Genomic DNA, 15,679 nt, shown 5'->3' on the forward strand with positions numbered 1-15,679 from the left:
CCAAGAAGGGGATTTTCCATGGCCGAACTCGGCAACAATTCGAAAGCCGGTCTCGTTACCGCGCTCAACGGCGCACTGGCCGACACGCTGGCGCTCTATATGAAGACCAAGAACTTCCATTGGCATGTCGCGGGCCCGCGCTTTCGCGACCTCCACGTCCTGTTCGACGAGCAGGCCGCCCAGCTGATCGCCACTGTCGACGACCTGGGTGAGCGCGTGCGCAAGAACGACGAATACACGCTGACCTCGATCGGCTCGGTCGCCAGCGAGACCAAGATCGCCGACCAGGACGACGTCACGATCACCGCAGACGCGATGGTGAAGGAGCTGCGCGACGACAACCGCAAGCTGCATGATCGCCTCGGCAAGGTGAAGGAAGAAGCCGAAACCGTTGGCGATAACGCGACCAGCGGCATCGTCGACGACTGGATCGACCAGTGCGAAGAGCGCATCTGGTTCCTCAACCAGACCAGCAAGTAAGCTTCGCAGAAAAATACCAATTCACAGCCCGTTCGCACCTTGGGTGCGGGCGGGTTTGTTGTATGTGTGAGCCATGGCAGACGTAACGATCATCGAACGGGCTAGCGACGAAGCAATCGCCGACTGGCTCGCCGCACGACTTTCCGAGGCAATGGATGCAGGGGAAGGTCCGGTCACGATCACCGTCCCCGGCGGTTCGACGCCGTTCCCGATTATAGAGAAGCTGCTCGAACACGACCTCGATTTCTCGCGGCTGGTCGTGTGGCCGAATGACGATCGCATCGTTCCCGAAGATCACGAAGCGTCGAACACGGGCAAACTCAGGGCGCTCTTCGAACCGGCCGGTGCGGAAGTGGTGACGCTGACGATCATGGAGGCGGTGCCGCATTTCGACCTCGCCTGGCTCGGCATGGGTGCGGACGGTCACATCGCTTCGCTGTTTCCCAACACCGATCCGCAAATCGATGAAGAGCGGCGGATCATCCGCCTGACGCCTGATCCCCTGCCGCCGGAAGCGCCGTTCGACCGGATAAGCCTCACGCTGCCGTCATTGCTCGATTCCGCCCAGATCGCCTTCGTGATCCGTGGTTCGGACAAGCGCACGGTTTTCGACGATGCCGTGTCCGGCCAGAGCGACCTGCCTGTCGCACGGCTGCTCAAAGGTGCGAGCCAGCCCGTCACATGCTTCACCTGATCCCGGCGCCGCTGCACCGGCTCGCCCTTCGCATCGCTTACCGCTTGCGCGCGCGCCTGCGCAAATCCACCGGTACGACCCGTGACGGGGTGAGCGTAATCGTGCGTGACCTCGACGGGCAATTGCTACTCGTGCGCCACAGCTACGGCCCCGAAGGCTGGTTCTTTATCGGCGGCGGCATCGATCGCGGTGAAACGGCGGAACAGGCGGCGCGGCGCGAGATGCGCGAGGAGGTCGGCTGCGAAGCGACCGCGATCAGGCCAATCGGCACCATCGAAGAGGAATTGTCGGGCGCCGCGCATACGGCGCATATCTTTGCTGCGGTGATCGACGACCTGCCCAGACCCGATGGCCGCGAAATCGTGGAAGCGCGGTTCTTTCCCACCCACTCGCTGCCCGAGCCGCTGAGCCCGCGCACGCGCGAGCGGCTGGCCTTGTGGCGCGCCAACGCCGCCTAGAGCAGGCTCAGCTGCGCGTCGGGCCGCCGCGGTTCTTCCTCTTCGTCCTTTTCGAGCTTCGAAAGGGTTAGCCCCATCAGCCTGATCGGCATGGGGAGCGGAAGAACCTCTTCGAGCAGGATCCGGGACACGCTCGCGAATTCCTCCTTGTCGGTGATCGGGCGGGGCACTGACTTGGCCCGGCTGAAGATCTGGAAGTCGGTGTATTTCAGCTTGAGGGTGACCGTGCGCCCGCTTGCCTCGGCGCGCTCGATCCTTTCCCAGACGATGTCGATGATGTTTTCCAGCGTCTCGCGCAGTTCCGATCCCGAGGATATGTCGCGGCTGAAGGTGCGTTCGCCGCCGACCGACTTGCGGGTGCGGCTGGCGCGCACCGGGCGCAGGTCGATGCCGCGCGCGGCGCGGTAGAGATAATCGGCGAAGCTGCCGAAATGGGCGCGCAGCCACTCGAGGTCCTTGGCTGCGAGGTCCGCACCTGTTGCGATGCCGAGACGGGTCATCTTCTCCTCCGCCTTTGGACCGACGCCGTGGAACCGCCTGACGGGCAGGGACTGGACGAAATCCGCGCCCTGGCCCGGGCGAATGACGCACAGTCCGTCGGGCTTGTTCTGGTCGCTGGCGAGCTTGGCGAGGAACTTGTTGTAACTGACCCCGGCGCTGGCGGTCAGCTTTGTCTTGGCGCGGATTTCCTGCCGGATCAGTTCGGCGATGCGGGTCGCGCTGCCAATGCCCAGCCGGTCCTCGGTCACATCGAGATAGGCTTCGTCGAGGCTGAGCGGTTCGACCAGTTCGGTGTGGTGGCGGAAAATCGCCCTGATCTGCTGCGAGACCTCGCGGTAGACGTCGAAGCGGCTCTTGCAGAAGATGAGATCGGGGCACAGCCGCTTGGCCGTGACCGAGGGCATGGCGCTGCGCACGCCGAACTTGCGCGCTTCGTAGCTGGCCGCGGCCACGACGCCGCGCCCACTCGCCCCGCCGACTGCCACGGGCTTGCCGCGCAGGTCCGGATTGTCGCGCTGTTCTACGCTGGCGAAGAAGGCATCCATGTCGACGTGGATGATCTTGCGCAGGCCATCGGCCTCCTCGTCATCATCCCTGTCCTGCGCTTCGCTCATGTCACTCCAGATAGCGATACGGGTTGCAAAGCGGAACCTTGTGCGGCACCCGCCATTTTGTGCAAATGCGAAACGATCAACTTGCGACGGGCGAACGCCCCACTGCCGAGGCCGCCAAGCGCGGACCCATTGGCGAGCGCGAGCTGATCTGGATGATGGCGCTGCTGATGGCGCTCAACGCTTTCGGTATCGATGCCATCCTCCCCGCGCTCGACGCCCTGGCGACCGATCTCGGCGCGCAGGGCAACAACCGGCAGTTCGTGGTAGGTGCCTATTTGCTCGCAGCAGGGATCGGCACGCTGGTGCCGGGTGCCTTCGCCGATCGCTACGGGCGCAGGCCCGTGCTGTTCGTGGCCCTGTTCCTCTATATCTCGCTTTCGATCGCCTGCGCGCTGGCCAGCACATTCGACATGCTGGTGGTGTTGCGCGCGGCACAGGGCTTCTTCGCAGCGGGCATCATCGCCCTGCCGCCTGCGATCATTCGCGACCGGGTTGGCGGCGACAAGATGGCGCGCATGATGAGCCTGATCTTCGTGATCTTCCTGCTGGTACCTGCTGTCGCGCCCAGCATCGGGCAGGGCGTGCTCGTCCTGATGGGCGACTGGCGCTGGATTTTTGCCAGCATGGCGCTGGCCGGTGTGGTGATGAGCGCCTGGGTCTATTTCCGCCTGCCGGAGACGCTTCACGAGGAAGACCGGCAGGAAATCCGCATCGGGCCCATCGCGCGCAACATGAAGAGCGCGGTCACCTTGCGCGAAACCATCGGCTACACGCTCGGCAGTGCGCTGGTCTTCGGCGGGTTGTTCGGCTTCATCAATTCCTCGCAGCAGTTGATCGGCGAGGCTTTCGGGGCGGGCGACCGCTTCCCGCTGATCTTTGCAATCTGCGCAGGCTGCATGGCGCTGGCCAATTGGTCGAACAGTCGCATCGTCGAACGTTTCGGCGCGCGCAAGGTCAGCCATGCGGCGCTGTTCGCCTTTATCGCGGTGGCGGCGGCGCAGCTCTATTTCGCCAACCAGCCCGACGAAACGCTGTGGACCTTCGTCCCGCTGATGGCGGCGAACATGAGCCTGCTGGGCTTCATCGGCGCAAATTTCGGCAGCATCGCCTTGCAGCCCTTCCGCCACATCGCCGGCGCTGCGTCTTCGGCGCAGGGCTTCCTTCGCATGACCAGCGGCGCCTTGCTGGGGGCCTTCGTCGGCTATGCCTATGACGGCACGGCCCGCCCGCTTGCAGCAGCGCTGCTCGTCACGGCGGTGCTGAGCCTTGCTTTCGTGTTGTTCTCCGAGCGCGGGGAGCTGTTCGGAGAAAAGATGCCCGAAGACGCCTAGGCTTCGGCGTGCAGGCGTCGCCAGGCGAGATCGGCGAATTCACACAGCAGGGGCCGCGTATCGCGCGGGTCGATGATATCCTCGACATTGAAGCGTTCGGCGCTGCGGAAGGGCGATGTGACCTTGTCGAGCCGTTCGCGAATGGCGGCGAGTTCCGCTTCCGGGTCCTCCGCCGCCTCGAGTTCCGACTTGTAGGCCACTTCCAGCCCGCCCGCGATCGGCAGGCTGCCCCAGTCGCCACTCGGCCAGCAGAAGCGGTACTGAAACGTCTCCGCATTGCTCATCGCGCTGCCCGCAATGCCATAGGCGCGGCGCAGCACGACCGAGGCGAGCGGGACGCTGGCCTTGTAGATCGCGTTCATTGCCTGCACGCCGTAACGGATCGTGCCCGCCATTTCCGCCTCGCGCCCGATCATGAAACCGGGGTTGTCGACGAGATGGACGATCGGCAGGCGAAACTGGTCGGCCAGCTTCACGAAGCGTTCCACCTTTTCGGAGGTTTTCGCCTCCCACGATCCGCCGAGATAGGAGGGATCGCTGGCAAGGACCGCGACCGGCCATCCGTCGAGCCGGGCGAGGGCGGTGATGCAGGCGCGGCCCCACATGCGGCCGATTTCGAATACGGTGCCCTGGTCGAAAACCATCTCCATGCAGCGGCGCATGGAATAAACTTGTTTGTCCTCGCGCGGTACCAGGGAAAGCAGCGCTTCCTCGCGGCGGTGGACCGGATCTGTGCAATTGGATCGGCGCGCAAACTGGCCGACGTGTTCGGGCATGAAGGAGAGGAAATGGCGCGCGCGGGCGAAGGCCTCGGCCTCGCTTGCCACCTCGTCGTCGATCACGCCATTGCGGGTATGGATGCCGCTGCCGCCGAGGTCTTCTTTCGCCTGGTTGTGATCGGTCGATCCCTTGTAACTATCGCCGAGGCCATCGACCACGGCGGGGCCGGCGGCGAAGATCTGGCTGAGGCCCTTCACCATGACCGAATAATGGCTCGCCACCGCACGCGCCGCGCCAAGCCCTGCGGTGGGGCCGAGCGCGAGCGCGACGACAGGCACGGTATCGAGGTTCTTCACCACGTCCGACCAGCCGGGCACGGCGGGGATATAGGTCGCGCCGATCTGTTCGAGCGTCTTGACGCTGCCGCCGCCGCCCGTGCCGTCGATCATGCGGATGATGGGCAGCTTGAGCTCGTGCGCCATCTTTTCGGCCTGCACCATCTTGCGGGAAATGCCCGCATCGGCCGCACCGCCGCGAATGGTGAAATCGTCTGCCGTGGCCACGACAGGGCGGCCTTCGATCAGCGCTTTTCCGAACAGGAAGGGGGCAGGGAGGATACCGGCAAGGTCGCCGTTCTCGTCATAGCTCGCCTTGCCCGCGATCTTGCCGATTTCGCGGAAACTGCCGTCATCGACCAGTGCAGCGAGCCGTGCGCGGGCGTCCATCTTGCCGCGCGCGTGCTGGCGCGAAACCTTCTCCTCGCCGCCCATTTGTTCGGCGAGCGCCTCGCGTCGGCGCAATTCGTCGAGTTCGTCCTGCCAGCTCATGCGTGCCCTCTCTCCTCATCGGACACGCTTGCAAGGGTCGGAGCGAAAGGGAAGCCTTATTCTTCTTTCGGCTCGACAACCGCCAGCACGGCCTCGACCTGAACCTGCCCGCCTGTCGCGGCGGAAAGCTCGGTCACGGTCCCGTCGAAGGGCGCTGTCAGCGCGTGTTCCATCTTCATCGCCTCGAGCACCATCAGCCGCTGGCCAGCGGTGACCGCATCGCCCTCGGCCACATCGACCGCGATGACCTTGCCCGGCATGGGGGCGAGAATGGCACCGTCGCCAGCCGCAGCGGCGCCCGAGCCGCGGGACTGGCGTTCGAAGACGAAACTCTGCCCGTCGGCGAAGACGACTGCACGCTCGGGGTCGACGAATCCTGTTGCCAGGCTGTCGACATGCGAGGCAGCCGCGCTGACCGTACGCGTCTCGCCCTTGTGCGTGAGCGTTGCATTGAGCTTGCCCGGCGCATTGAGGCGCAGGCCGATCGGCAGGTCCTCATGTTCTTCCGTTTGGGCAAGCGCGATGAAGTCGGCAGCGGTCTGCCAGATATCGTCACCCGCCTCGTCTGCCGACACCAGCGTGTCGAGCTTTGCTTCGATGAAGCCTGTGTCGAGGTTCGCGTCTTCGAAATCCTCGTCGCGCAGGCAATTCGCTATGAATGCCGCATTGGTTTTCACCGGCCAGATTTCGACGCTTTCGGCGATGTCGGCGAGCTGGTCGATGGCCTCGGCGCGCGTCTCACCCCAAACGACGAGCTTGGCGACCATAGGATCGTAGTACGGCGAGATCATATCACCTTCTTCGACGCCCGTTTCGATCCGCCCTTCTGCACCGAGATCGAAATGGTCGAGCCTTCCGGTCGAGGGCAGGAAGCCACCTGCCGGGTCTTCGGCATAGAGGCGCGCCTCGATCGAGTGACCGTCGATGAAGAGATCGTCCTGCTTCATCGGGATGGGTTCGCCGCTTGCCACGCGCAGCTGCCACTCCACCAGGTCCACACCGGTGATCTCTTCGGTCACCGGGTGTTCGACCTGCAGGCGCGTGTTCATCTCCATGAAAAAGATGCGGTCGGCGCGCAGGCCTTCGCTCGCATCGGCGATGAATTCGATCGTGCCTGCGCCTTCGTAATCGACCGCCTTGGCAGCGCGCACGGCGGCGGCGCAGATGTCTTCACGCGTCGCCTCGTCCATGCCGGGGGCGGGGGCTTCCTCGATTACCTTCTGGTGGCGACGCTGGAGCGAGCAGTCGCGTTCGAACAGGTGGACGACATTGCCGTGGCTGTCGCCGAAGACCTGCACCTCGATATGGCGCGGCGAGGTGATCCACTTTTCCAGCAGCACTTCGTCGTTGGAGAAGCTGGCCTTGGCCTCGCGCCGGCAGCTTTCGAGGCTCGCTTCGAAATCCTCGGCCCTGTCGACCTTGCGCATGCCCTTGCCGCCGCCGCCCGCGACGGCCTTGATCAGTACGGGATAGCCGATGGCGTCGGCCTCTTGCTTCAGACGCTCTACCGACTGGTCCTCGCCCTCATAGCCCGGCGTGACCGGCACGCCTGCCTCGCGCATCAGCTTCTTGGCGGCATCCTTGAGGCCCATGGCGTCGATGCTGGAGGGCTTGGGGCCGACCCAGATCAGTCCTGCGTCGATGACTGCCTGCGCAAAGCCTGCGTTCTCCGACAGGAAGCCGTAACCGGGATGGATTGCCTCGGCACCGGTCTGCTTTGCCGCAGCGATGATCTTTTCGCCGACGAGATAGCTTTCGGCGGCGGGCGAAGGGCCGATATGCACCGCCTCGTCCGCTTGCCGCACGTGCAGCGCTTTTGCATCGGCGTCGGAATAGACCGCCACGGTGGCGATGCCCATTTCACGCGCGGTGCGGATGATGCGGCAGGCGATTTCGCCGCGATTGGCGATGAGGAGTTTCGAAATCATACGAATGCGCGCTAGCCGTAGCGGCCAGATCCATCAAGCGCCTGGCTTCAAGCTACCAACCGGCGACGGGCCTGAAATCGTGCCGCGACCAGATGATCGGTTCCTGTGGCCCGCTCGGCCGGTTCCACAGCGCTTCGAAAAAAGCGGTCGTCACGTGCCAGCTTTTCTCCAGCCCGCCGACACGTACGCGCTTGTCCCAGGCCAGCTGGCCGCGGCTGAGCACCTTGCGCCCGATCGCGCCGTAGATGTTGGCCGCCGCAAGCACGGCCCAGCGCTGGCGGAAGCGCAGCTTCTTCGCGCCGAGCTTCGATGCCGCTTCGTGCTTTTCCATCAGCGCGATGAGGCGTGGCATCAGGCTGGCGAGCTTGAAGCGGTTTTCGGGAAGGGCATGTTCGCCCGCTTCCCAATCCAGTTCGGCCAGCCACGTCGCGGGCAGGTAGCAGCGTCCGGCCTCAGCATCCTCGGTAATGTCGCGCGCGATATTGGCGATCTGGAAGGCAAGGCCGAGGTCGCAGGCGCGGTCGAGCGTTTCCCCGTCATCCTTGGGCACGCCCATGATGACCGCCATCATGATGCCGACCGATCCGGCCACGTGATAGCAATATCGCATCATGTCGGCCTCGGTACGCGGCTGCCAGCGGGTCGCGTCGAGCGCGAAGCCGCCGATCATGTCGTTCGCCATGTCCCAGTCGAGCCCGCACTCGTCGGCCACCAGGCCGAAGGCATCGAAGGCGAAGTCTGCCGTGGGCTGTTCGTCGAGCGCGCGCTTGGTCAGCACGCGGATCGCCTGGACGCGGTCTTCTGCGCTTTTCAAATCGCCCTGGTCGCCCAGCGGACCGCCCTTGTCCTGGTTGTCGGCGATGTCGTCGCACCGGCGGCACCAGGCGTAGAGAAGCCATGAGCGCTCGCGCGTCGTGCGGTCGAACAGTTTCGACGCGGCGGCAAAGCTGTGCGAACCTTCCGCGATCGCCTCATACGACTTGGCGACCAGAGCGGCACGCTCGCGCCCGCCACCTGCACGCGCAGGAGTGACGCGCAAATTGCTCGTGGTAAGGGGGCGCTGCGCGCTCAGAGGTCTTCCGCCTTCATCTTGAAGATCGGGGTATGCGGCGAATAGCTTTCCATCTGCTGAAGCAGGCCGCTTAACGAGGTGTCGTGCACGAGGATGCCCTGGTGCGTAGGCCGCACGAAGCCGACATCCGCCATCTTGCGGTTGAAGGCGATGAGTTCATCGTAAAAGCCGAATGCGTTGAGCAGGCCGACCGGGTTGGAATGATAGCCCAGTTGCGCCCAGCTCATCGCTTCCCACAGCTCGTCCATGGTGCCGACGCCGCCGGGAATGGTGATGAACCCGTCGCTGAGATCGGTGAAGCGCTGCTTTCGTTCATGCATCCCGCCAACAGTGTGGAGTTCGGTGCAATCGTGGTTGGCGACTTCGGAATTCGCCAGCGCGTCGGGGATGATCCCGATCACTTCGCCGCCCGCTTCGAGCGCGCCGCGCGCAGTCGCGCCCATAAGGCCGAGCCTGCCGCCGCCATAGACGACGCCGATCCCGCGTTCGGCCAAGCCGGCGCCGACATCATAGGCAAGCTGGATGTAGCGCGGATCTTCAGGCGAAGCGGAACCGCAATAAACCGCTAGTCTCTTCATTTTTCGAGCAAATCCTCAACCATGAGCCCCGCGGTCGCCTTGGCGCTGCCGACCACGCCGGGGATGCCGGCGCCCGGGTGCGTGCCTGCGCCCACGAGGTAGAAATTATCGATCACGTCGTCGCGATTGTGCCCGCGGAACCATGCGCTCTGCGTCAGCACAGGTTCGAGGCTGAAGGCGCTGCCCATATGGGCGTTTAGGTCCATCGCGAAATCGCGCGGCGCGTAGTGGAACTTGGTCTTGATCCGGCCATGGAGGTCCGGGATCAGGCGGCGCTCGACCTCGTCGAGGATGCGCTTTTCAAGGATCGGGCCCATCTCTTCCCAGTCGACCGAAAGCTTGCCCATGTGGGCGACGGGGACGAGCGCGTAAAAGGTGCTCATGCCTTCGGGCGCCATGCCGGGATCGGTCACGCTGGGGTGATGGAGGTAGATCGAGAAATCCTGCGGCAGGACGCCGTGATCGTAAATGTCTTCCAGCAGACCCTTATAGCGCGGTCCGAACAGGATCATGTGATGCGGGATGCCCGGCCAGGTGCCCTCGATGCCGAAATGGACGACGAAGAGGCCCGGCGAAAAGCTCTTTCGCGACAGCGACTTGGCGTAGCTCTTGCCGCGTTTCGTTTCGCCCAGCAGGTCCTTGTAGCTGTGCATGATGTCGGCATTGCTGGCGACCGCGTCGAAGCGCTCCTTCCAGCCCGAATGGGTTTCTACCTCGCTGGCCCGGTTGCCCAGCGTGTGCACCTGGACGACGGGATCATGGAGGCGCACGGTGCCGCCGATCCGCTCGAAATGTTTCACCATGGCAGCAATCAGCCGGTTGGTGCCGCCCTTGGCCCACCAGACACCGCCGTCCTTTTCCAGCTTGTGAATGAGGGCGTAGATGCTGCTGGTCTTCATCGGGTTGCCGCCGACGAGAAGGGTGTGGAAGCTCAGCGCCTCGCGCAGTTTCTCGTTTTCGACATAGCTCGACACCATGGAATAGACGCTGCGCCACGCCTGCTTCTTGGCCAGCGCGGGCGCGGCCTTGAGCATCGACTTGAAGTCGAGGAAGGGCTTGTGGCCCAGCTTGACGTAGCCTTCCTCGTAGACGCCTGCCGAATATTCGAGGAAGCGTTGGTACCCGGCGACGTCCGCAGGATTGAGCTGCGCGATTTCGCCGAACAATTGCTCTTCGTCGTTGGAATAGTCGAAGTTCGTCCCGTCGGGCCAGTTGAGCCGGTAGAAGGGCATGACCGGCATGATCTCGATGTCGTCGGCCATGTCGTGACCGCTCAAGGCCCACAATTCGCGCAGGCAGTCGGGATCGGTGATGACGGTGGGGCCGGCGTCGAAGGTGAAGCCGTCCTTTTCCCAGTAGTATGCGCGGCCACCCGGTTTGTCGCGCGCCTCGATTACCGTGGTTGCGATGCCTGCCGACTGGAGGCGGATCGCGAGCGCAAGACCGCCGAAACCCGAACCGATCACGCAGGCGGTGCGGCCCGTGTGCGGTATCTCGGTAGCGTCGGAAGGGGCGGGAGGTGTCGTCTCGGCGTTCATCGATGGTTCTCATGGACGAGCGGCGCGCCCTTGCCAAGCAAGGCCGTTACCGCGCGGGAAATTGGAACGGGCGGTTTGCCCGAGAGGATGCGCAGCTTGTCGAAGCGGGTCGAGCGTGCGGCATAGAACCGCTCGATCAAAGGCTCCGGCAGTCGATAGAAGCGCTCGAACACACGGTATCGTTCCTCCGGAATGGCCGCATCGAACAGCATTTTTCCAAGCAGGCGATAGAAACGGGTGGCGCGCCAGTGGTCATGCGCGCGTTTCTCGACGAAATCGGCGAGTTCTGGGCCAGGCAAATGGGCCGCCCCGGCAATTGCCAGCGCGTTCGCAGCGGCGACCGGCATGGTGTAGCTGGTGAGCGGATGGACGAACCCGCCGCGAGCGCCTGCCAGCGCCACGCCGGGCTGCTGGAGTGAAGCGCGATAAGCGGCAAAATCGCCGCCGGTGATGACGGGCAGGACGCCGGTTTCCTCGTGGATCACCTCAGCGCTCCAGTCCTTGGACGTGGCATATTCTTCGATCCGCCGCGCCAGCATTTCCCGGTCGAGAACCGGACTGTCGGCGTAATAGGTGTCCTCGACGAAAATCTCGTCCTCGCCGAGCGGGAGCAGGTAGATGAAACGGTAGGCGCCGGGCTGGTCGACCGTCGCATCCATGATGACGGGACGCTCGATCCCGTGCGGTTCCCGGGTACGAAGGTGCTGGCCGAGGAAGACCTGCCAGCCACCGGCAAGATGCTCGCTCGGCACGGCATCGCGGCAATCGATTACGGCACGGGCCTCGATATCGGGCCTGCCGCCGACCTCCACCCGGTCCGCGGCGAGGCCGGTCGCGCGCGTCCCGGTGAAGATCGCATCCTGCGGCAATTGGCGGCGCAGGTGCGCATCGAAATCGCGGCTGTCGAGGGAGCGGTAATTGGCGGCCAGCTGGCGCGTGTGGGCCGGAAACCGCACTTCGTTGCCACCGGTCCAGCTTGTCGCCGTGAAGCCGGAAAGCAGGTCCGTCGCCTCGGGGCCGAGATCGTGTTCGAACCAGCTCCAGCGATGATTGCCGCCGAAACTCTCGCCCGCTTCCACGAGTGCGATACGCATGGCGGGATGCGCACGATGGATGGAGAGCGCGGTGAGGCCCCCGGCCAGTCCGCCGCCGACAATGGCAATATCGTATTCGCGCCCCATGGGGACCACCGCTTACGTCCCGTGGCCGTGCGCGGCAATCGGTTTTGCCCGACACGGCAGTGTTCGTGGAACGCCTGCGGGACACGGTCGTTTGGCGGACAAGGGCAATTCGAGGGAAATTCCAATGAAATACGTCGCAATCCTTGGCGCAGCCGGTCTGGGCCTGTGTGCCGCAGCTCCTTTGGCAGCGCAGGACTATGCCGAGGTCGAAGGTGCGCCCGGCGGGCCGCCATCCACCGTTTTCGACGGCGATTTCCTGAGCGTTGGCGTGGGTGTCGGCTACAATGCGAGCTATTCCGGCAGCGACGATTACAACATAAATATCCTGCCGATCGTGCAGGGTTCTGTCTGGGGCATCGACATCAATCCGCGCCCGGCGGGCCTTGCGCTCGACCTCATCCCCGATGCCGACGATGCGACGGTCAATTTCTCCGCCGGACCCATGTTCCGACTGCGCAGCGACCGCGTCGATGCAGAGGATATCAACGACGATATCGTCGCAGCCTACGGCGAACTCGACCGTGCGGTCGAAATCGGCGGAAGTTTCGGCGTGTCATTTCCCAAGGTGCTCAACCCGTTCGACAGCCTGAGCGTCAATGTCGACGCGACCTGGGACGTCGCCGGCGCGCATGAGGGCATGACGATCAGCCCCTCGATCACCTATTTCACGCCGCTCAGCCGCGCGACGGCCGCCTCGCTGACGCTCAGCACCAGCTTCATCGACGACGACTTCGCGGATTACTATTATTCGGTGCCCGACGTGAATGCGGCGTTGCCCGATGCGGATCTGCTTCCCGGTTTCCAGGCAGAAGGCGGGATGCAAAGCTACGGGATAAACCTTTTCCTCGCCCATGACCTGAGCGGCGATGTCACCGATGGCGCGCTTTCCATCATTGGGATCGGCGGCTGGTCGAAGCTGGTCAATGACGCTGCCGACACGCCGTTTACGAGCATTCGCGGCGATAACGACCAGTATTTCGTGGCTCTGGGCGTGGGCTACACCTTCTAGGATCTACGCTCTGCAGCAAGGCGGTTGTGCTTTTCGGCCAGCGCCTGCGCCCGCTCTATCCGCTCGCGGAACTTGCCTTCGAAGGGATCGCCTGCGGAGATCGCTTTCGTGCGCACACCCGCGATGTCGAGACCGTAGAGCTTGTCGTTTGTGCCCATATAGGCCTTGGCCGGCACGCCTTCGCCGCCGAGGTCGTCCAGCAGGTGCTCGATGCCGGAAGTGCTGACACTCACCAGCCATTCGCCATAGCTGGTGGCGAACAACACATAGACGCTGCCATCGTCTCCGGTCGGCGTGTGAAACAGCCGCGCGGTGCCCTTGCGCTCTCGTCCGCCCGCATAGGCGCGCCTGCGCTGGATACCCAGCCAGATGTTATAGATGCCGGCCCAGACCAGGATCGCCCCGAAGAGGACGAAGATCACGCCGAGGAAAGTCGGGATTTCCTCAAGGTCGGGAAACATGCCGAGACCGGCCGCGATCATGGCCAATCCGATGACGATGGTCACTAATCCGATCATGGCCTGCCAACTCCGCAACTTGAAGTTGGCAGGCCATTAGCACGATCGGGTTAAGGCTTTCGCCTTTTTTCGGTCAGTCGCCCTTCGAGGCGGTGCCGACAGTGCCGTCGGCAAGCTCGGGACGGCTGTCGGGCATGGCCGCGTCGCGGTCGCCCGTCTTCAGGTAGGTGTCGAACCAGCGCATCATGCGCAGGTTGTAGTCGTAGCGTGCGGCTGCCTTGCGGTTGCCGTGGCCTTCACCCGGATAGAGCACCAGGCGTACCGGCACGTCTGGCTTGCGCACCTTCATCGAGCGGTAGAGCTCGTAGCTCTGGCTGGGCGCGACGCGCGTGTCTTCCGCGCCATGCATGATCAGTAGCGGCGTATTGGCCTTGTCGACGTGATAGATCGGCGAGACTTCGAGCATCTTCTGCCAGTCGTCCCACGGCCAGGCGCGGCTGTGCACATTGTACATCTCATACGGAATGTCGGTCGTGCCGAACTTCGAGATCTGGTTCGAAATGCCGACGAACATCACGCCCGCCACGAACTCGTCGCTGAAATAGGTCGAGGTCCATGCGGTCGCATAACCGCCATAGGAACCGCCGGTCACGCCGACGCGGTCGGCATCGGCCACGCCCGCTTCGACAAGCGCGCGCTTCGCATCGACGAGATCGGTGAACTCGGGATCGGTATAGCGGCCCTGGTGCTGCTTGGAGAAGGCCGTGCCGTAGCCGGTCGATCCGCGATAGTTGGGCAGGAAGACCGCATAGCCCTGGCCTGCGGCGACCTGGCCCGGCTTGGAGTAGGCGGTCTGCCAGCCATTGCTGTCATGCGCTTCGGGGCCGCCGTGGACGTTCAGGATCAGCGGAGCGCCGCCGCGAGGGGCGCCGCCGACCGGCTCGATCAGGACGCCTTCGACCTGCTGGCCGTCACGCGCGGTGAAGGTGAATGCCCGCTGTTCGCCGAAATCGATTTCGGACAGCCAGCTGTTGTGCTGCGTCCAGCGCTGGAATGCGCCGTTGTTCCACACGAACAGTTCGGTCGGGTGCTTCGGGCTGCTCGCCTCGACGGCGATGACATTGCCGCCGGCTTCGACGCTGCTGAGGACCAGCGCGCCGCCATCATGTTCCTCGGCGACGGTGCCATCGGCGTTGTAGACGCGCAGCGAAGACTGCACGCCTTTATGGATGACTGCGGCAAGGCGGCCGTCGGCAAGCCATTCGGCATCGACGGCTGCTTCTGCAGCACCGGCGTTGAGCGCGCGGTAGTTACCCGTTGTCACGTCGACGAGGTGCAGCGTCGTGTCGGCGGGGTCATTCATGTCGACACCCGCGATCATGGACAGCTGCGTGCCGTCGGGCGAAATCTCGATATCGCCGAGCTTGCCCGGCGTTTCGACCACGTTGAGCACCTTGCCGCTGGTAAGGTCGATGATGTGCGCGCGCTTCGAGGTGTATTCGTCGTCGATCTGCGGCGTGGGTGCGCTTTCGACGACGCCGGTCGTGCCGTTCGGCGCGACGTGGAAGCCGCTGACATAGCCCGGGATGGTCAGTTCGGTCGGCTCGGCATCGACTTCGCCGCCGACCTTGGCTGCGAACAGGCGGTTGAGGCGTGCCTCTTCTTCATAAACGATCGCGTTGAAGCCGGCCTTGGACTGCTTTTCGCGGTCCTTGTCGTCTTCTGCCGAAGCCAGCATCCAGATCGCCGAGCCGTCCGGTGCCCAGGCATAGGACCGCACGCTGGCGTCCTTTACCGCGGCGAGCTTGCGGTGCGCGCCGCCGTCTACCGGGATGCCCCAGACCGCGCGGTCCTCGTCCTCGTCTGCCCAGACGAAGCTGATCATGCGGCCGTCGGGCGAAAAGGCGATGCCCGACACGCTCATGTCTTCGGGCAGGAATTCGCGCGCATTGGCAGGGCCATAGGCGACGTTCAACTGCTGCGTGGTGGAACCGTTTTCCTCGCCTTCGGTCACGTCGGGAAGGCTGGCGGTGGTGTAGGCGATGCGGCTGCCATCGGGCGAAACGGCGACCGTGCCGACGCTTTCGAGCGCGGCGACGTCTTCGGGCGTCATCGGGCGCGCCTGCGCCTGTGCGGAAATGGAAGCTGTGGCAAGCAGGCCGGTGGCAACTGCAAGGCGACGAAGGGTAATCAAGATGTTCTCTCCTGCAAGAATCTTCTGCCCGGCTACATAGCGATAGCGCGGCGAAGGGCAAACCGGGGCTTGTCGGCGGCGGGTCGTGCAGGCATC

Annotated in this window: 14 protein-coding genes; 5 read left to right on the forward strand and 9 right to left on the reverse strand. The window is 64.1% G+C overall.

The window, feature by feature from the left end; genetic code table 11:
• Nucleotides 1-18: 18 nt before the first annotated feature.
• The 3 genes from BM173_RS04965 (at nt 19) to BM173_RS04975 (ending at nt 1,632) form a co-directional block, all read left to right on the forward strand.
• Complete coding sequence (locus tag BM173_RS04965) at nt 19-480, forward strand: Dps family protein (RefSeq protein ID WP_090477893.1); 462 nt, start codon at nt 19-21, stop codon at nt 478-480.
• A gap of 73 nt (nt 481-553) precedes the next feature.
• Nucleotides 554-1,174, forward strand: a complete 621-nt coding sequence (locus BM173_RS04970) for a 6-phosphogluconolactonase (protein WP_090477896.1) — start codon at nt 554-556, stop codon at nt 1,172-1,174.
• A complete protein-coding gene (locus BM173_RS04975; protein ID WP_090477900.1) occupies nt 1,162-1,632 on the forward strand; it encodes an NUDIX domain-containing protein in 471 nt (156 codons plus the stop codon). The genes BM173_RS04970 and BM173_RS04975 overlap by 13 nt, the downstream gene beginning before the upstream one ends.
• On the opposite strand, the gene dinB is transcribed toward BM173_RS04975, so the two are convergent.
• The gene (gene dinB / locus BM173_RS04980) at nt 1,629-2,747 is read right to left on the reverse strand and encodes a DNA polymerase IV (protein ID WP_090477903.1); all 1,119 of its coding nucleotides are present in this window, start codon (nt 2,745-2,747) and stop codon (nt 1,629-1,631) included. The genes BM173_RS04975 and dinB overlap by 4 nt on opposite strands.
• Nucleotides 2,748-2,812: 65 nt before the next feature.
• Between dinB and BM173_RS04985 the strand changes: the two genes are divergently transcribed.
• Nucleotides 2,813-4,078 carry a multidrug effflux MFS transporter gene (locus tag BM173_RS04985; RefSeq protein WP_090477905.1) on the forward strand — a complete coding sequence of 422 codons (1,266 nt, stop codon included), beginning with the start codon at nt 2,813-2,815 and terminating at the stop codon, nt 4,076-4,078.
• Here BM173_RS04985 and BM173_RS04990 read toward each other — a convergent pair.
• Genes BM173_RS04990 through crtY form a run of 6 tightly spaced genes read right to left on the reverse strand, consistent with a single transcriptional unit; the run spans nt 4,075 to nt 11,922 of the window.
• Entirely contained in the window at nt 4,075-5,625 is a 1,551-nt protein-coding gene (locus BM173_RS04990; protein ID WP_090477909.1) for an acyl-CoA carboxylase subunit beta, read from the reverse strand. The two genes, BM173_RS04985 and BM173_RS04990, sit on opposite strands and share 4 nt — an antisense overlap.
• A gap of 56 nt (nt 5,626-5,681) precedes the next feature.
• On the reverse strand, nt 5,682-7,553 hold the full coding sequence (locus BM173_RS04995; RefSeq protein ID WP_090477912.1) for an acetyl/propionyl/methylcrotonyl-CoA carboxylase subunit alpha: 1,872 nt from the start codon (nt 7,551-7,553) through the stop codon (nt 5,682-5,684).
• A gap of 52 nt (nt 7,554-7,605) precedes the next feature.
• Nucleotides 7,606-8,592 (reverse strand): phytoene/squalene synthase family protein, encoded by a 987-nt coding sequence (locus BM173_RS05000; RefSeq protein ID WP_245755758.1) that lies wholly within the window; start codon nt 8,590-8,592, stop codon nt 7,606-7,608.
• A gap of 29 nt (nt 8,593-8,621) precedes the next feature.
• The gene (locus BM173_RS05005; protein ID WP_090477919.1) at nt 8,622-9,203 is read right to left on the reverse strand and encodes an LOG family protein; all 582 of its coding nucleotides are present in this window, start codon (nt 9,201-9,203) and stop codon (nt 8,622-8,624) included.
• Nucleotides 9,200-10,741, reverse strand: a complete 1,542-nt coding sequence (locus BM173_RS05010; RefSeq protein ID WP_090477922.1) for a phytoene desaturase — start codon at nt 10,739-10,741, stop codon at nt 9,200-9,202. The genes BM173_RS05005 and BM173_RS05010 overlap by 4 nt, the downstream gene beginning before the upstream one ends.
• Nucleotides 10,738-11,922 (reverse strand): lycopene beta-cyclase CrtY, encoded by a 1,185-nt coding sequence (gene crtY / locus BM173_RS05015; protein WP_090477926.1) that lies wholly within the window; start codon nt 11,920-11,922, stop codon nt 10,738-10,740. The genes BM173_RS05010 and crtY overlap by 4 nt, the downstream gene beginning before the upstream one ends.
• A 124-nt stretch (nt 11,923-12,046) precedes the next feature.
• Between crtY and BM173_RS05020 the strand changes: the two genes are divergently transcribed.
• Nucleotides 12,047-12,931: a MipA/OmpV family protein gene (locus tag BM173_RS05020; protein WP_090477928.1), complete on the forward strand. Its 885-nt coding sequence runs from the start codon at nt 12,047-12,049 to the stop codon at nt 12,929-12,931.
• Here BM173_RS05020 and BM173_RS05025 read toward each other — a convergent pair.
• On the reverse strand, nt 12,928-13,449 hold the full coding sequence (locus BM173_RS05025) for a hypothetical protein (RefSeq protein ID WP_090477931.1): 522 nt from the start codon (nt 13,447-13,449) through the stop codon (nt 12,928-12,930). The genes BM173_RS05020 and BM173_RS05025 overlap by 4 nt on opposite strands.
• A gap of 73 nt (nt 13,450-13,522) precedes the next feature.
• The gene (locus tag BM173_RS05030; RefSeq protein WP_245755759.1) at nt 13,523-15,583 is read right to left on the reverse strand and encodes a S9 family peptidase; all 2,061 of its coding nucleotides are present in this window, start codon (nt 15,581-15,583) and stop codon (nt 13,523-13,525) included.
• Nucleotides 15,584-15,679 lie beyond the last annotated feature (96 nt).

It is taken from the genome of Qipengyuania nanhaisediminis (assembly GCF_900115585.1).
In the GTDB taxonomy this organism is placed as follows: Bacteria; Pseudomonadota; Alphaproteobacteria; order Sphingomonadales; family Sphingomonadaceae; genus Qipengyuania; species Qipengyuania nanhaisediminis.